Annotated in this window: 12 protein-coding genes; 4 read left to right on the top strand and 8 right to left on the bottom strand. The window is 70.7% G+C overall.

The genetic code is table 11. The features are described 5' to 3' along the window. Positions 1-38: 38 nt before the first annotated feature. The 3 genes from ABZ808_RS00930 to ABZ808_RS00920 form a co-directional block, all read right to left on the bottom strand. Positions 39-1,901, bottom strand: coding sequence for an AMP-dependent synthetase/ligase (locus ABZ808_RS00930; protein WP_356999039.1), 1,863 nt, complete (start codon positions 1,899-1,901; stop codon positions 39-41). A 224-nt stretch (positions 1,902-2,125) separates the two neighbouring features. Beyond that, entirely contained in the window at positions 2,126-2,893 is a 768-nt protein-coding gene (locus ABZ808_RS00925) for a 3-oxoacyl-ACP reductase family protein (RefSeq protein WP_356999036.1), read from the bottom strand. Next, positions 2,890-4,083: an acyl-CoA dehydrogenase family protein gene (locus tag ABZ808_RS00920; RefSeq protein WP_356999033.1), complete on the bottom strand. Its 1,194-nt coding sequence runs from the start codon at positions 4,081-4,083 to the stop codon at positions 2,890-2,892. The genes ABZ808_RS00925 and ABZ808_RS00920 overlap by 4 nt, the downstream gene beginning before the upstream one ends. A 147-nt stretch (positions 4,084-4,230) precedes the next feature. Here ABZ808_RS00920 and ABZ808_RS00915 point away from each other — a divergent pair, with 147 nt between their 5' ends. Both ABZ808_RS00915 and ABZ808_RS00910 read left to right on the top strand, forming a co-directional pair. After that, complete coding sequence (locus tag ABZ808_RS00915; RefSeq protein ID WP_356999030.1) at positions 4,231-5,454, top strand: oxygenase MpaB family protein; 1,224 nt, start codon at positions 4,231-4,233, stop codon at positions 5,452-5,454. 103 nt (positions 5,455-5,557) lie between these two features. Next, a complete protein-coding gene (locus ABZ808_RS00910) occupies positions 5,558-6,472 on the top strand; it encodes a molybdopterin cofactor-binding domain-containing protein (RefSeq protein WP_356999028.1) in 915 nt (304 codons plus the stop codon). A gap of 78 nt (positions 6,473-6,550) precedes the next feature. On the opposite strand, the gene ABZ808_RS00905 is transcribed toward ABZ808_RS00910, so the two are convergent. Then, positions 6,551-8,287: a cellulose binding domain-containing protein gene (locus ABZ808_RS00905; RefSeq protein ID WP_356999024.1), complete on the bottom strand. Its 1,737-nt coding sequence runs from the start codon at positions 8,285-8,287 to the stop codon at positions 6,551-6,553. 695 nt (positions 8,288-8,982) lie between these two features. Here ABZ808_RS00905 and ABZ808_RS00900 point away from each other — a divergent pair. Then, positions 8,983-10,023, top strand: coding sequence for a LacI family DNA-binding transcriptional regulator (locus ABZ808_RS00900; protein WP_356999021.1), 1,041 nt, complete (start codon positions 8,983-8,985; stop codon positions 10,021-10,023). Positions 10,024-10,035: 12 nt separating this feature from the next. Continuing rightward, on the top strand, positions 10,036-10,329 hold the full coding sequence (locus tag ABZ808_RS00895) for a hypothetical protein (protein WP_357002686.1): 294 nt from the start codon (positions 10,036-10,038) through the stop codon (positions 10,327-10,329). Positions 10,330-10,352: 23 nt separating this feature from the next. On the opposite strand, the gene solA is transcribed toward ABZ808_RS00895, so the two are convergent. The 4 genes from solA to ABZ808_RS00875 form a co-directional block, all read right to left on the bottom strand. Next, positions 10,353-11,528: an N-methyl-L-tryptophan oxidase gene (gene solA / locus ABZ808_RS00890; RefSeq protein WP_356999019.1), complete on the bottom strand. Its 1,176-nt coding sequence runs from the start codon at positions 11,526-11,528 to the stop codon at positions 10,353-10,355. 181 nt (positions 11,529-11,709) lie between these two features. Next, positions 11,710-13,356 carry a thiamine pyrophosphate-binding protein gene (locus ABZ808_RS00885; protein ID WP_356999016.1) on the bottom strand — a complete coding sequence of 549 codons (1,647 nt, stop codon included), beginning with the start codon at positions 13,354-13,356 and terminating at the stop codon, positions 11,710-11,712. A 13-nt stretch (positions 13,357-13,369) separates the two neighbouring features. Continuing rightward, the gene (locus ABZ808_RS00880; RefSeq protein ID WP_356999013.1) at positions 13,370-14,131 is read right to left on the bottom strand and encodes a cyclase family protein; all 762 of its coding nucleotides are present in this window, start codon (positions 14,129-14,131) and stop codon (positions 13,370-13,372) included. A 56-nt stretch (positions 14,132-14,187) separates the two neighbouring features. Next, complete coding sequence (locus ABZ808_RS00875) at positions 14,188-15,933, bottom strand: hypothetical protein (RefSeq protein WP_356999011.1); 1,746 nt, start codon at positions 15,931-15,933, stop codon at positions 14,188-14,190. Positions 15,934-15,937 lie beyond the last annotated feature (4 nt).

Below are 15,937 nucleotides of genomic sequence, written 5' to 3'. Positions count from 1 at the left end.
CGCGCACGGGTTGTGGAGGCGGCCGGGGGCGGCGGCCACTATCCGGTGACGGACTCGACAGCCGGATCCGTGGCCCGGTAGAGGGCGTCGATGCTCTCGCCGTACCGGTCGACGATGACGCGGCGCCGTAGCTTCAGCGTCGGGGTCAGCTCCCCCGACGCCGGCGTCCAGCTCGACGGCAACACCTCAAAGGTCTTGACCTGCTCGGGCCGGGCGAGCCGGGCGTTGGCGGCGTCGACGGCGGCCTGGATCTCGGCGAGCAGCAGCGGGTCCGAGGCCAGGCCGGGCAGCTGCGCGTCGCTGATGCCACGCGACCGCGCCCACTGGGGCGCGACCTCGTCATCCAGCACGATCAACGCCGTGACGTACGGCCGCCGGTCGCCGATCGCGACCGCCTGACCGATGAGCGGATGCGCCCGAAGCAGCCCCTCGATGTACGCCGGCGAGATGTTCTTGCCGCTTGAGGTGATGATGAGTTCCTTCTTGCGGTCGGTGATGGTGAGGTAGCCGTCGTCGTCGATCGTGCCGACGTCGCCGGTGGCCAGCCAGCCGTCCGCGTCGACGATCGGCTCGACGCTGCCGTCGCCGCGCAGGTATCCGGAGCAGACCAGCGGCCCGCGTACGAGCACCTCGCCGTCGTCGGCCAGGCGCACCTGCATGCCGAGGTGGGGCCGGCCGACCGTACCGGTGCGGAAGCCCTCCGGCAGGTTGATGGTGGCGGTGCCGGTGGTCTCGGTCATGCCCCACACCTCCAGCACGTCGACGCCGAGCCCGGCCAGGAACCGCAGGACGTCGACCGGGATCGGGGCGGCGCCGCTGCCGGCCCAGACCATGTTCTGCAGGCCCAGTGTGGACTGCAACGGTCGCAGAACGGTGGCTTCGGCCTGCGCCAGCCGGGCAGCCAACTCGTCGGGCACGGGCTGGCCCGCCGCGCGCAGCTCGTACGCCTGCAGGGCGACGGCGCTCGCGGCGCTGAAGGCGGCCCGCACCGCCGGCTCCGCGGTGCCCAGATGGGCCTGAACGCCGGCGGCCATCTTCTCCCAGATGCGCGGAACGCCGAAGAACGAGGGCGGACCGACCGTGCGCAGGGCCTTGATGAGCTGGGTGGGGTCGGGGCAGATGGTCACGTGACCGGCGCGGTAGATGGGGTTGTAGATTCCCAGGAACCGCTCCGCGATGTGGGCCAGCGGCAGGTAGGCCACCGACGGCGCGTGGTTGGGAACGGACACGTTGGCTTCCAGGGCCACGGCCTGATAGATCACGTTGTGGTGGCTGAGCACGACGCCCTTCGGGTCACCGGTCGTCCCCGACGTGTAGAGCAACGTCACCGGCTGCTCGGGTCGGATCGCGCGCCAGCGCCGCTCGAAGGCAGCCGGGTCGGCCTGGTGCGCGGCCTGGCCGACGGAGCGTACGTGTGACAGCAGCACGGTGTCCGGGGTCGTGTCGCCGGCTTCGTCGACCAGCACGACCCGGCGTAGGTTGGGCAGGTCAGGTAGGACCGAACGCCAGCGGTCGAGCTCGGCGGCACCTTCCAGCACGAGCACCTGGGCCCTGCTGTGTAGCGCCAGGTGTCGCATCTGATCGGTGCTCAGCGTCGGATAGATCGTGGAGGGCACCGCGCCCAGGTGGACCGCGGCGAGGTCGACCAGCCAGTGCTCCGGCCGACTCGACATCATGATCAGCATGTGACCGCCCGGCTCCAGGCCGATTTCGGCCAGGCCACCGGACATCTCGGCGACCTCATCGCGCAACTCGGCCCACGTACGGGTGTCGTCGCGGTCGAGCGTTGTCAGCGCCGGCAGGTCGGCGAACTCGGTGGCGTTGCGGTGCAGGAGGGCGGGGACGGTGAGGTCTGCGGCCGTCTTGGCGCATTGGTCGGCAAGGGTGTCGGCAGGATCCATGAGGTACTCCTTCAACCGTAACCGGGCCTGGCGGTGGTGTGAGTTGAGGTCGGCGCACCCCTCATCGTGGTGCCGTCGAGGGCGCCGCGGCCCGTCCCAGCACTGTAAACGACGGTTAACTTTCTGGGAAGGAGCGATCGGTGGTATGTGCTCAGCTCAGGGAGCGGGCGTCGCCAATGGACGAACGCCGGCTAACCAGTCGGATCGCGCGGGATCGCCGGTCATCACTGGGCGGTCCACCCGCCATCGACGTGCAGGACGCTGCCTGTGACATAGCTGGCGGCGTCCGAGGCCAGGAACGCGACAGCGCCGACAACCTCACGCGGCTGGCCGAACCGACCCATGGGGATGCGCTCGCGCAACCGCTTCGACCACTGCTCGTGGCTGCGCAGTCCCTCCGTCATCGGCGTCTCCAGGTAACCGGGCGCCACGGCGTTCACGCGGACACCGGCGGACGCCCACTCCAGCGCCAACGTCCGGGTGAGCTGCTCGACTCCGCCCTTGCTGGCGCTGTAGGCGGCGAGTCGCGGAAGGCCGACCTGACCGTGCACCGAGGACATGTTGATGATGCTGCCCGCGCCATGCTCGATCATGATCGTGCCGGCGGCGCGGGCGCAGATGAACACCCCGGACAGGTTGGTGTCGATCACCTGCTGCCAGTCCGCGACGCGCAGTTGCTCGCTACGGTGCAGCGCCGGGCTGATGCCGGCGTTGTTCACCAGGATGTCGAGACGACCCCATCGCTGCCGGGCCAGCGTCACGACGGCATCGGCGATGGACTCGTCGGTGACGTCGCCGGCGACGATGTCCGCCGTGCCACCGTTGGCGACGATCTTGTCCCGCACCGCCAACAGAGCATCCTTCCGTCGCGACTGGAGGATCACGGACGCGCCGGCCTCGGCCAGTCCTTCGGCGATTGCCGCTCCGACACCCTGGCCGGCGCCCGTCACCCAGGCGACCTTGCCCTGCAGTTGTCCCTCGACAGTGGTCATGCTCGGATCCCTTCCTGTGGGTCTCTCGTCACGAACTCAGCGCTGCCCTGCCCGCCGCGTCGGGCGGCCTCGTACCGCCGGACAGCGCGTCGGGCCACCGCCCAGCGATGCACCTCGGACGGGCCGTCGTAGATGCGGAACGGCCGCACCTCGGCGAGGAACCGCGCCAGCGGTAGGGCATGGGAGACACCCTGCCCGCCGCACAACTGCACCGAGCGATCAACGATGCGCCCGACCGCCTCGGACACGAACGTCTTGGCGATCGACGTCTCGTTGTTCGCACGCCCAAGCCTGTCCAATGTCGCGGCGGTCGTCCGGATCAGTGACCGGGACGCCGCGATGTCGATCTCGTTGTCGGCGATGAGGTGCTGCGCCAGACCGAGATCGGCCAGCCGGTGACCGAACAGCTCACGCTCGACGACATAGCCGAGCATGATCTCGTGGGCGCGGCGGGCGACGCCGAGCCAGCGCATGCAGTGCGTGAGGCGGGCGGGCCCGAGCCGGACCTGGGCGTTGACGAAGCCGCGGTCGACCTCGCCCAGCACGGCGGACGACGGCACCCGGCAGCGTTCGAACACCATCTCGCAGTGCCCGCCGGTGAAGCCGGCATCGATGGTCGGGATGTGCCGACCGACCGACATGCCGGGAGTGCCGGCGTCGACGAGGAACATCGTCGCGGCGTCGGCGCCAGTGCGTGCCATCACGATGAAGAAGGCGGCGCCGTCGGCACCGGTGATGAACCACTTCCCGCCATCGATCAACCAGTCGTCGCCGTCGCGCACGGCCGTCGTGGTGAGCGCCGCGGGGTCCGATCCGGCACCGGGGGCGGGCTCGGTCATCGCGAACGCCGAACGAACGTCGCCGGTGGCCAGCGGTCGAAGATACTGCTCGCGTTGCGCAGGCGTGGCGACGTGTTCGAGGAGGGTCATGTTGCCCTCGTCGGGCGCCGCGCAGTTCATGACGAGCGGGCCGAGCAGGCTCCGGCCGGATTCTTCGAGTACGTCGGCCTGTTCGCGCATCGACAGCCCCAGACCGCCGTACCCCCTGGGTGCCGACGGGGCGAAGACGCCGGCGGCGCGGGCGGCCGCACGAAGTCCTGTGCGGACCTCGGGGTTGGTCTCGATCTCCCGCTCGACGGGGATCACCTGATCGTCGATGAAGCTCCGCACCCGATCCGTCAGGTCCTGCACGCCGTCACCAGGCGCCTCAACACTCGCCTCAGACATCGAGAACCATCACATTCATTCTTGTGATCACTGACACAGTGTGCTCTCATCTGATACACGGACGCAACATTCGTTTCATCGTATCAGTGGGGGATCGAGGAGGAGAGAAGCATGGATCCACTCAGCAGACGCAACATGTTGAAGGCCGGTGGGGCGTTGGGCGCGCTCGGCGCGTTGGGTGTCGCCGCGCCGGCGCAGGCCCAGTCGCTGTGGACCTGGTCCCCCTCGGGCTCCGTGGCGGGCGCCGGAGCGGGCGTCGACCCGCGGTGGGTGTGGGATGAGGAGGCCGACCCACTTGTCGCCGCACTGCTCGACCGTGGCGACGTGCCCATGGTCAACCAACTGCTACGGGGCTGGACCAAGAACGGTCAGCCACTGCCAGCCGGGCTGCCGGCGGATGTGCACCAGTTCATCGAGCGCGCCCGCGTGCTGCCGTCATGGGTCGACCAGGGCAAGCTGGCCACGGCCGTGCAGTTCAACGAGAAGCGAGGGCTCTACCTCGGCGTGCTCTATGGCCTGGCCAGCGGCATGATGAGCACCGTCATTCCGAAGGAGGCCCGCGCCGTCTACTACTCCAAGGGCGGCGCGGACATGAAGGACCGCATCTCCAAGACCGCCAAACTCGGGTACGACATCGGGACGGCCAACGCCTACCAGCCCGACGGATCGATGATCGTGACGGCCGTCAAGACCCGGCTGGCGCACGCCGGCGTGCGGCACCTCCTGCCGCAGTCGCGGGAGTGGACCGATGTGGCCCCCGAGGACATCCCGATCAGTCAGCGGGACCTGATGGTCACCTGGCACAGCCTGCCGACCACTGTCATGCGGAAGCTGAACGCCTGGCACGTCCCGATCCCCGCCCGCGAGTCGGCGGCCTTCCTCCACCTGTGGCAGGTGGCCGCACACATGCTGGGCATCAAGGACGAGTACATCCCCTCGTCGTGGAGTGCGGCCAACACGCAGGCCGACCAGATCCTCGACCCGGTGCTGGCACCGACGCCCGAGGGCATCGCGCTGGCGGACATCCTGCTCGACCTCGGCAAGGAAATCGACGCCGGCCTCCTGAGCAAGCCCATCCTCGGCTCGTTCACGCGGTTCCTGCTCGGCAACCAGATCGCCAACTGGCTCCAGATTCCCCGGGATCTGCTCTGGGACTCGCTGCTGCGGTCGTTCTGGGGGCCGTTCATCGCCGTCCGGGAGGCCCTGCTCCCACTCCCCCTCGCGCCGGAGTGCTACTGGCTCTTCGACGAGTTCCTGCGCAAACTGGCCCTGCTCTTCCTGTCCGAGGGTCGGTCGATCAACATCGAGATCCCGGTCGGCAACCGCGACTTCTGATCGGGAGCGTCGCCGCTGAGGGCGCGGGTCAAGCCCGTGAACTGGCTCTTCCCGACGCACTCAACGGCGTGCCGGCACCGGTGGTCCGGTAAGGAGTCGAGGCATGACTGAGCTTGGCAGGCGCGACCTCCTACTGGCGGGCGGACCGCGGAGGGCTCTCGGCTCACCGGGGAGGTTGTCCGGTGGCGGGCCGGTCTCCGACGGCGGCCGTGCCGTGGTGGAGCCGGCCGCCCGGCGACGGTTTCTCGGGTACGTGCTGGCCGCCCCGATCCTCGTGACCGCGGCCGAACTGGCGGCGACGTCCACGACAACCGCCCCGCTACCGTCGTCAGACGTGACGCGGTTGCTCGGCCTCAACGACATCATGACCGCGGCCGCGCTGCCGGCAGCAGGGCTGATCTCCGTCGAGGTCAGCCAGGACGGGACCGTGTCGTTCGCGTTGCCCCGCACCTGGGTCGGCCAGAGCCTCACCACCTCGACAGTCATGCTGGTCGCCGAGGAACTGTCCGTGCCACGCAGGCGGGTCCACGTCACACTGGCCGACATCGGGCCGGACGTGGCGTTCAACAAGGTGACCGGCGAAACGAACACGATCATCTCGACCTGCACCCCCATCCGGGTCGCCGCGGCCGTAGCCCGTCGGCGACTGCTGAAGGCAGCGTCGGCCACTCTCGGCTCGCCCGTCGCCGACCTGTGGCTGAACGACGGCGTCATCACCGACGGCTCCGGCCGGAGCCTCGACATCGGCGCCCTCGCCGCGAGGGCCGCCAGCACGAGCACGGTCGCCATGGCGGTGGACCTCACGTCGCAGGAGAGCTCCAGCGTCATCGACCGGCGCAATGCGCCCGACGCGGTAGCCAGTCCGCTGCGTTCGTTCGGGACCGCACGTCGGGGCCGAGACGTCCCGGGCCAACCGCCGCCACCCGGGCAGACACATGAGAACGGGGTCGAAGGGCGGCTGGGCACCGACCTTCGACCCCGAACCTACGAGCAGCGTCCTGCCGTGGAGTACGGGTGACCGCGCTGCGGCCACCCGTTCCGACGAACTCGGTGCCCCATCGCCGCGGTCAACGAGTGACAGGCTCCGACACGGGTCCTAGAGGGTGAAGACGAGTGTGGAGATGCTGCGTGCGCCGACGTTGATGGTGGCCTGACCTCCGTTGACGCTGGTGGGTTGGCTGGCCGCGTTGGCGTTCTGTGAGGTGAGGTAGTGCTCGGCCCGGGTGACGTTCTGCGGGGCCTGGACCACCGTGTTGTTGACCGCGCTGTTGGAGCGGTTGAGGATGACCAGGGTGATCTTCCCGTCGCCCTGGTAGGCGGTCACCTCCAGCGGTGAGGCTTTGGAGCCCTTCGTGAGGGCGACGCGCTGGTAGCCGGGGCGAACGTACTTGGCGTACTGGGAGAAGGCGTACCCACGCTTGAGGGGAGCGCCCGCGACGGTGCCGTACGCGGACTCACCGTCACCGATGAAGGAGTAGTAGCGCTTGCCGTACCACCAGATGTAGGCGCTCCAGTTGGCCTCCATCGACTTGTGCACCGTACGCATGATGTCGTCCAGCGTCTCGTTCCAGACCGCCGCGTTGGCGGGGTTGCCCCAGATGTTGGAGCCGCCGCCGTCCGCCGCGTGCAGGTTCCACTCGGTCATCCACACCGGCTTGTTGTGCTGCTCGGCCAGGGAGTACGGCCGCAGCCGGCCGGAGTCCTCGGTGCCGTAGAGGTGCCCGCCGATGTAGCCGATGTTGTTGCGGGCGGTCGCGTCGTTCAGGGTCGGGTCGGTGTAGCCGTAGTTCAGGTTCACCGCCTCGGCGACCATCAGCTTGGTGTTCTGCACCCTCGCGCCCTGGTCACGGACGAAGGTGCGCAGTTCGGTGCCGCTCCAGTCCATCGAGTCGTAATCGGGGTGCCAGTCCGGCTCGTTCTGCACCGATGTCACGTCGATGGTCACACCCTGACCACGCATGTACTGGACGTAGCTGTTCAGGTGGTTGGCGTAGTCGTCGTAGTAGTCGGTCCTCAGCTTGCCGCCGTTGACCCGACTGTTGTTGGTCTTCCACGCCGCAGGTGCCGTCCACGGCGAGGCGAGGATCTTCACCCCCGACCCGGACGCCTTCGCTGTCTTCAACGAGTTCACATGCGTCGCCCACTCGCTGGACACCGGCGAGAGACCGGTACGCACGATCGACAGGCCCAACTGGTTCGGGCCCATCCCGACCAGCGTCTGCGTCTCGGCCGTCGACCACGCGCTACCCCAGATCGACTGCGCGGCTCCGAACCCGTCGACAGTCTGGTACCTGGTCGCGCTGTTGACCGTGATGTCCGCCGGCCCGTTCGGCGGTGGGGTCGTCGGGGGCGGCGTCGTCGGCGGTGGCGTGGTCGGCGGCGGCGTCGTCGGCGGCGGCGGCGTGGTCGGTGTCGTGCCGCCGGTGCAGGCCACCCCGTTCAGCGCGAAGCTGGTCGGAGCCGGGTTACTGCCGGTCCACGAACCGTTGAAACCGAACGAGGCGGTGCCGTTGGTCGCGATGCCCCCGTTGTAGCTGACGTTCCTCGCGGTGACCGCCGCGCCGCTCTGGGTCACCGTCGCGTTCCACGCCTGCGTGACGGTCTGCCCGGCACCGTAGGACCAGGTCAACGCCCAGCTTGAGATCGGGTCACCAAGGTTCGTGATGGTGACGTTGGCCCCGAAGCCACCCTGCCACTGCGACGACACGCTGTAGTTCACCGAACAGCCGGCAGCCGCGGCCCCGGCCGGCACCGCCACGGCCACCGCCGTCGAGGCCAACAGAACGGCACCGGCGGACATCAGGGCCGCGTTGGTCTTTCTCGATCTTCTCATCGACATTTCTCCTGGGTGTGTGGCCGTCAGAATCGGAGGCGCGTACAGGTGAGGGACGGGTGTCGTTGCTGGCTTCCTCAGGACGTGACGCGGAAGGTGGCTGCCTGACGCCCGTGCGAGGTCGGACGGTCGGTGCCGCCCACGAAGTCCTGGAAGGGCTCCGCGACGCGTACGGCTCCTCGACAGGGATCGATTGACGTCGGCGAACCGACGCCGTGGCCAGGTCGGCTGACGACATCGTCGTTAGCGCTAACATGTGCGGCTCGTCGCACCCGGCACCGACGTCGTCGACGTCTCGCTGGCGCCCGAGCTCCCGGACGGCGCGCCATCTTTGCCCACATCGACTGTCGTGGATGGAAACGCCGCCCGTCAAGATGTGATGACGACGTTTCGCGAAAGTTTTGACCTGAAGCGCATGCCGGTCGGCATCCTTGACCACGCTCGCTCCGGCACCCTCGCGCGAGGACGAGCAGCCCGCCGGGCGCGAGACTCAGCCAATTGACCAGGTCGAATGCGAGTCCGCACCACACCGGGTCCGCCCGATCCGCTCGACATTCGCACCGCGAATCGGACGGCCGACGTCGGGACGCCCCAGCACGAAATGTTGTCGTGAACATTTCCATGGGTCAGGAGCACGCGACTGCGGGCGTACCGGCTGGCCGAGCAGGCCACTGGCCGCCCGTAGAATTCCTCTCGTGATCGAGGAAGGTCAAGGACGCCACTCGCGCAAGCCCTGGCGCGGTGACCTGCCCATCGCCACGATCGCCGAACTCGCCGGGGTCTCCCCGCCCACGGTCTCCAAGGTTCTCAACGGCCGAGGTGGCGTCGGCGAGCAGACCCGGCAACGGGTGGAGGCGCTGCTACGCGACCACGGCTACCGCCGACGACAAGCCGGCGGCGCGACCCTCTGCATCGAGGTGGTCTTTCACCAGATGCTGCCCTCGATCGCCATGGAAATCCTGCGCGGTGTCCAGGAGGTCGCCGGCACGAGGGACTGCACGGTCGGCTTCACCGATGTTCGACAAGGCATACTGGCGGGCCAGCCCTGGGTGGAGCCCCTACTCCTACGCCAGCCGACCGCCGTCATCACAGCGTTCTCCCTGGTCACAGCCGATCACGGTAGGCGATTGGCCGCCGCCGGCATACCGCTGGTCGCCATCGACCCGACCGGTGACCTGTCCCCCACGCCCGCCGTCGGGGCAAACAACTGGAGTGGGGCCCTCGCCGCCACTCGGCACCTTCTCGACCTCGGCCACCGACGGATCGGTGTGATCACCGGGCCGGTCGACGACCTGACCGCGCGGGCTCGCCTGGACGGCTTCCGCGCCGCGTTGGACTACGCCGAGGTCCCGTTGGACGAGGCCCTCGAACGGCGCGGTGTGTTCAGCTTCGACGACGGCCGTGAACTCGGCGCCCAGTTGCTCGCCCAAGCCGTCCCGCCGACCGCCGTCGTCTGCGGCAACGACCTCCAGGCACTGGGCGTCTACGCCGCGGCGCGGGCGTCACGCCTGCGGATTCCGGAGGACCTCAGCGTCGTCGGCTTCGATGACATCGACCAGGCCGCATGGCTGACACCGCCGCTGACCACGGTACGACAGCCGTTCGGTGAAATCGGCGCCACCGCAGCCCGACTCGCACTGGCCCTGGCCGACGGCGGTCGCCTGGCCCAGGAACGATACGAACTCGGCACGACCCTCGTCGTGCGCGGCAGCACCGCACCGCCCGCTACCCGATGATCCTGGTCGCCGCTGTCCTGGTTCGACGACCTGACCGATCCGGGCATCCTCGCGCTGAGCCGCCGCGTCACGGTACGCGCCTCGGAGACGCTCCGCGACACCGGCGACGGCTACCCGGCGAGGGTCACGCTCACCACCGCCGAGGGCGAATTCCGCCTCGATGTGCTGTACGCCCGGGGGCACACCGCTCGCCCGCTGACCGAGGCGGACCTCCGCGCCAAACTCCACGCCACCGCCGGGCGGTCGGCGCCCGCCCTGCTCACCGCCGTGCTCGACGCCCTGTCCGCCGGCCTGCCCCGGTTCTGAGGGCGGTACGGCGTAACACCTGGTCAGGTCGAGGTGGCACGGAAACCCGTGGCCTCCCTGATCGCCGGGCGGCGTGGGTCGAACAGGCTGACGGGGTGTCGGGTCGCGCCCTCCGTCGCCAGGTCGGCGAGGATCTCGCCGACGACCGGGACGAACTTGAAGCCGTGGCCGGAGAACCCGCAAGCCACGGTGACCTGCGGATGCTCCGGGTGGGTAGCGATGACGAAGTGCTGGTCCGGAGTGTTCGTGTACATGCACGTGGCGCCCCGGACGAACCGGCCCGCGAGCGTGGGCAGGATCGTCGCCAGACGCTCGGACATCTCCCGGACCTCCGTCGGGCGCACCCGCCGGTCGATGGTGTCCGGCGTACAGGGCTCGCCGTGGCGGAAGAACGCCACCTTGACGCCGCCCTGCGGGCCGTCGATGGACGGGAAGCCGTAGACCTGGCTGCCGGCGGCGTCCTCGTGGATGTAGATCGGATGCCGTCCCGGCTGGAACGGGCCCACCCCGGCCCCGGGCTGGAACCAGTACATGACCTGCCGCTCGATGGTGAACGGCACGCCGAGGTCGGCGAGCAGCTCCGGTGCCCACGCGCCGGGACAGACGACGAGGCGGGCCGCCCGGTGGGACGCCTGGTCGGTGGTGACCAGGACGTCACCGTCGGGCAGCACCTGCCAGCCGCGTACCGGCTCGTCGTAATGCAGGTCGGCGCCGTGCCGGGCGGCGAGGTCGAGGTGCGCGGAGACGGTCGCCTCGGGGCGTACGAAACCCGCCCTGGCCTCGTAGAGCGCGACCTCGTCGTCGGCCGGGGTGAAGGTCGGGAAGCGGCGGCGCAGCTCGCCCGCGTCGAGCGTCTCGTGGGGCAGGTCCCACTCGCGGGCGGCGCGCAGGCTCCCGGCCACCGTCGCGCTGTCCGGCCGGCCCACGAACACCCCGCCGGTGAGCGAGATGATGTCCCGCCCGGTGTCGCGTTCCAACCGCTCCCACAGCTCGTACGCCCGCAGCAGCAACGGCACGTAGGCCGGGTCCTCGAAGTAGGCCTGCCGGGTGATGCGCGAGCCACCGTGGCTCGACCCTCGGTCGTGGGCCGGCCCGAACCGCTCCAGACCGAGCACCCGCTGGCCGCGCGCCGCGAGGTGGTACGCGGCGCTGCTGCCCATCCCGCCGAGTCCGACCACGATGACGTCGTGTTCCGCCATGTCCGGGCCTCCTGCCTGCGCTGATCCGCGGACGGAAACTACCGCGCCGGCCCCTGGACGGTCGGCGCGGGGGTGGCGAGCAGTCGGATCTCGACCGGGCACCGGGGTCGCCGGTCAGCGAACCAGCGCCGCCGCACGATCCCACTCCGGCACCCCGCCGGGGAGCGTCCAGGCCCGTGGCTCAGTGGCCACGGAACGCCTCCTCCAGCCACCACGAGCCGCGCGCCGCGCAGACCTTGGCGTCGACCACCAGCGGACGGGTACGGGGACCCGCGAGCCAACCGCGTACCGGCCCGAGATCGTCGACGGCCCGGACGGTCAACCCGTCGCAGCCGTAGCCACGGGCGATCGCGGCCAGGTCGGTGTCGGGGAAGGTGACCGTCTCCAACGGGTGCCCGTCCGGGCCGAAGTGGTGCACCTCGGCGCCGTACGCCGCGTCGTCGTAGATCACCACGAGGAGGGGCAGCGCCAGCCGGACGGCGGTGACCAGTTCGGTGGCGGACATGAGGAAGCCACCGTCGCCGACCGCGGCGACGGTGAGCCGGTCCGGCCGGGCGACCGCCGCGCCGAGCGCACTGGCCAGGCCGAGCCCGACCGACTGGAACGCCTGGGTGAAACAGAATCCGGCCACGTCCGGCACGTCGAGCCACATCGACGGGTAGCCCATGAAGTTGCCGGAGTCGACCACCACCGTCCGGGCGGGCGGCAGCAGGTCGTCCAGGGCCGCCGAGAGCGTCCTCGGGTCGATCGTCGCCGGGCTGCCGCCGCCCTCGTCCTGGTACGGGACCGTCCGCCACCGGCCGTGGTCACGAATCCGTCGTGCCAGCTCCGGCGTCCGCCAACCGCCGGCCCCGGCGTCCACAGACCCCGTGGAGGCGACGCCCAGCCGACCGAGCACCGCCTCGGCGACCGCCGCCACCTCGCCGGCCACCGTGAGGTGGACCGGGCGGTTCACCCCGAACGCGGCCGGGTCGTGGTCCACCTGGACGACGACGGCGGAGGGCGGGATCAGCTCGCCGTGCCGCGTGGTCCACATGTTCAGCGTGCTGCCCCACGCCACGACCAGGTCGGCCGCGCCGATCAGCTCGGCGGCGAGCGGGGTGGCGAAGCCGCCGGCCACGTCGATGTTCCACGGGTTGCCGGCGAACAGTCCCTTCGCCGCGGCCGAGACCGCGAGCAGCGCGCCGCACGCGTCGGCGAGCCGGGTCAGCGGTTCCCGGGCCGCGCGGGCGCCCCGACCCGCGATGAAGACCGGGCGACGTGCGGCCTGGAGCGCGGCCAGCAACGGCTCGACCTGCGGGGCGGTGGCCGGGGTCGGCGCGACCGCGGGGACCGGGCCGACCCACGGTTCGGTCACGGTGTTCTGCACCTCCAACGGGAGGCCCAGCACCACCGTCGCGCCCCGGGCGGCGGCCCGGTACGCCGCGCCCGCGTCCTCGGCCGCGTGCGTCGCGCGTACCCGGTGGAAGTCCGCCCCGACCGAGGCGGCGAGCGCCGGAAGGTCGATGAAGAAATTCGACCGGGGCGCGGTCGCCTCCGGGGCCAGGACCAGCATCGGGGTACGGCTCTTCGCGGCCTCGGTGAGACCGGTCAGCGCGTTGGTGACGCCCGGACCCTGGTGCACCGAGAGCAGGCCCACCGTCCCGGCGGTACGGGCGTACCCGTCGGCCATGCTCGCCGCGCCGCCCTCGTGGGCCGCCGCCACGAACCGCGCGCCGGCCGCCACGAGCGCGTTCGTGACGTGGAAGTTGCCGCTGCCGACCACCCCGAAGACGAACCGCGCGCCGTGTCCGTAGAGGACCCGCCCGACCACCTCGGCTACCCGCATCGGTGGCCGGGCCCTACCGTTCGACAAGCGCGAGGACCCGGCACGGGCTGCCGGACCCGGAGACGATGGGCAACGGTCCGGCGATCACCACCGCGCCGGTCGCCGGCAACTGCGCCAGGTTACGGAGCTGGGTCAGGCCGTACTTCTCCTGGCCCAGCAGGAACGAGTGGCACGGGAACGGCGGGTCGAACGAATGCGCGGCACCCGCGTCGGTGCCGACCGTCTCCACCCCGACGCCCTGGATCGGCGACTCCTCGGCCAGCCAGCGGGCGCACTCGACGGAGATCCCCGGGGTACGGCCGCCGTTGGCGTACCGCTCCGGATCGTCGCCGTACGCGTCCCAGCCGGTGCGGTACAGCAGCCAGCCACCGGTGGGCAGGGCACCGTGTTCCGCCTCCCACGCCTTGATGTGCTCGACCTCAAGGAGGAAGTCGGGGTCGTCGGCGGCCTCGGCGGCGTGGTCGATCACCACCGCCGGGGCGATCAACTGGCTCACCGGGACCTGCGACACGTCCGCGCCCTGCTGACCGGTGACCCAGTGCACCGGGGCGTCGAAGTGGGTGCCGGTGTGCTCCCCGGTGGAGAAGTTGTTCCAGTACCAGGCCGGACCGCGGTCGTCGTACCGGCTGATCTCGCTGAGCCGGAACGGCCAGGTCTGGCCGAACTGCTCGGGCAGACCCAGGATCGGGGTCTGGTCCGAGAGCGGAGCGGTGAGGTCGACAACCTGGATCCGGCCGCTGGAAAGAGCGGCGACAAACTCCTGCAGCACCGTCATGCGGCGACGGTACACCGCGCTGCCGGCCCTGAGATTGACCAGTGTGGACAGACATCCTACCCGGCCGGGCCTTGCTCGACGACGTCGAAGACCAGGCCGCTCGAACCCTCGCCGCGACCCGGCCGCTTCCGGCGGCCGATCCAGGTGTACGTCGACCCGTCCGACCAGCGGGCCCTCTGGTGTACCCGGGTGACGTGCAGCCCCTCGCGCGGCACCTCCTCCGAGTGGATCGTCAGGTCGCGCCCTGGTTCGAGCAGTTCGCCCCGTGGCCGGGGGTCCACCGTCTGCCCCGCGTCGCGCCGGGGGACACTGCCCCGGCGCAGCAGGTAGGCGCCCCGGGCCGGCTCCACCGGCAGCAACGGGAACCAGTGCTCCGGCACGCTGGTGGCCAGCCGGTAGTGGTCGGTCCCCACCTCGCCCGAGGCCGCCGTCGGGCCACCGGAACCCGCCGACGCGTCGGCACCGACCAACTCGGCCGTCTCGTGCCGGCGTACCCGGCGGCCGGTCGCCCCCGCCACCGTGGTCTCCACCGCCCAGGCGACGTTTGCCATCTCGTCCCGGAAGATCCGGACCTCCTCCACCGGCTCGGCCTCCAGGCTGTCGGCGATCGCCGGGGCGACCAGGAAGCGGTCCGAGTGCCCACCGGCCGCCGCCCCCGGGCCGGTGACGCTGTGCCGGAACAGGCTCCAGTCCTGGCCGTCGCCGGGCAGCGCACCGGCGGGGCGGACGAGGGTCCGGAAACCGAAGGTGTCGGTGACCACCAGCGACCCGATCCGCACCACGGAGGCCACCGGCAGGGTCAGCGGCAGCAGGTACCAGTCGTTGCTGTAGACCGTGGCGTACTCCACCAGCAGCAGCCGGGACAGGTCGGTCGGCTCCGCCTCGACCCGCCCGTAGTCCACCCGCGCGTCCTCGAACTCCCACCAGCGCGCCGCCGGCATGCCCGGATAGCCGGCCGGGGCCGGCAGCACGGTCCGGACGATCTCCTCGGCGGGCGCCTCGACCGGATCGGCCGCCGGCAGCGTGGCACCGGTGTCCACGCTGAACGAGTACCAGTCGAGCCGGCCACCGTCGTACTCGGCGGCGGAGAGCACCGTGTCGACACCACCTGACCGGGCCGCCACCTCGAACCGGTACTCCATCCTGGACGGGTCCCAGGCCGGCGGTGCCGTGTCCGTACCGTCCGGGGTGAGCCCGAGCGAGTCGAGCCAGGTCAGCCACGACCGGGCCCTGGACCGCAACGCACGCAGGTCCGCGAAGGCCACCGTCACCCGGGTCGGCGGCGTGCCGTTCTCGGCGAGGGCGCGCATCTCCGGCAGCAGTTGGGCACCGCTCGGCGTCCGCCGCCCCAGCACCGACAACCAGCGCCGGCTCTGCGGGTCCAGCGGGCCGTCACCGCCGTCGTCGAGGGTCAGCGGGTACGCCGCGGCGAAGCGGTCCCGGTAGCCGGCCAGTGCCGGATCCCCGCCGAGCAGCCGCAGGAAGCGCTGGCCGGCCCGGGCCGCGATCCGCAGGTCGCTGAGCCGGCCCGAGGAGCCGGCCTCGACCGCCGTCTCCAGCGGGCGGCCCCGGTCGTAGGGCCGCACGGTGCCGCCGTGCGGGCGGTAGTGGGTCACCGGCGCGACCTCCGCCCGCAGGCTGACCGACACCGGCGAACCGGCGTCCTCGCCGGTGAACTCGCCCAACTGCCACTGCCGGGACAGCATCCAGAGTGGGTCGTGAATCCGGGCCTGCAGGCCGGGGGCTAGGTCGTCGCTGCGAGCGCCCGGTTCGAGCCGGGTCCATGAGGTGACAGAGGACATCGTG

It is taken from the genome of Micromonospora sp. NPDC047527, from assembly GCF_040643015.1.
In the GTDB taxonomy this organism is placed as follows: Bacteria; Actinomycetota; Actinomycetes; order Mycobacteriales; family Micromonosporaceae; genus Micromonospora.
The sequence above is the reverse complement of the archived record's forward strand: the minus strand, read 5'-3'. Positions and strand labels throughout refer to the sequence as shown.